The 567-nt window shown below is 76.4% G+C and carries 1 protein-coding gene; it reads left to right on the top strand.

Annotated elements, in window-relative coordinates:
- Nucleotides 1-2 precede the first annotated feature (2 nt).
- A partial coding sequence (locus tag G3I42_RS18620) for a helix-turn-helix domain-containing protein (protein WP_164287396.1) occupies nt 3-567 on the top strand: 565 nt, incomplete at its 3' end.

Below are 567 nucleotides of genomic sequence, written 5' to 3'. Positions count from 1 at the left end.
GCATGGCCGGCAGGGACGGCAAGCTGTACGCGCACGCCAAGCTGCGCCGGCTGCGCCGCGAGCGGGGCCTCAACCAGGTCGAGATGGCACGCGCGCTCGGCATCTCGACGAGCTACGCCAATCAGATCGAGCAGGGCCAGCGCCCGCTGACCGTCCCGGTGCTGCTGCGCCTGGAGGAGGTCTTCGGGGTCGGCGCCGAGTACTTCTCGGTCGCCGACGAGGCACGTCTGACGGCCGACCTGCGCGCGGCGCTCGCGGACGAGGCGAGCGGCATCGAGTCGCCCCCGCCGGAGGAGATCGCCGAGGCGGTGCGCGACCATCCCGGGCTCGCCCGCGCCCTCGTCGCCCTGCACCGCCGCTACCGGGACGCCGCCGAGCGGGCGGCGGTCCTCGCGGGCCCCGGCTCGGGCTCCCCTCCCCCGCCCGCGGGGGAGCCGCACGACGAGGTACGGGACTTCTTCTACGCGCACCACAACCACTTCGCGCGCATCGACGCCGCCGCCGAGCGGACCGCCGAGGCCCTCGGCCTCGCCCCGGGCCGCTGCGCCGACCCGCTCACGGCACACC

This window comes from Streptomyces sp. SID11385 (assembly GCF_010548245.1).
Taxonomy (GTDB): Bacteria; Actinomycetota; Actinomycetes; order Streptomycetales; family Streptomycetaceae; genus Streptomyces.
This window is presented reverse-complemented; position numbering and strand designations above follow the sequence as displayed.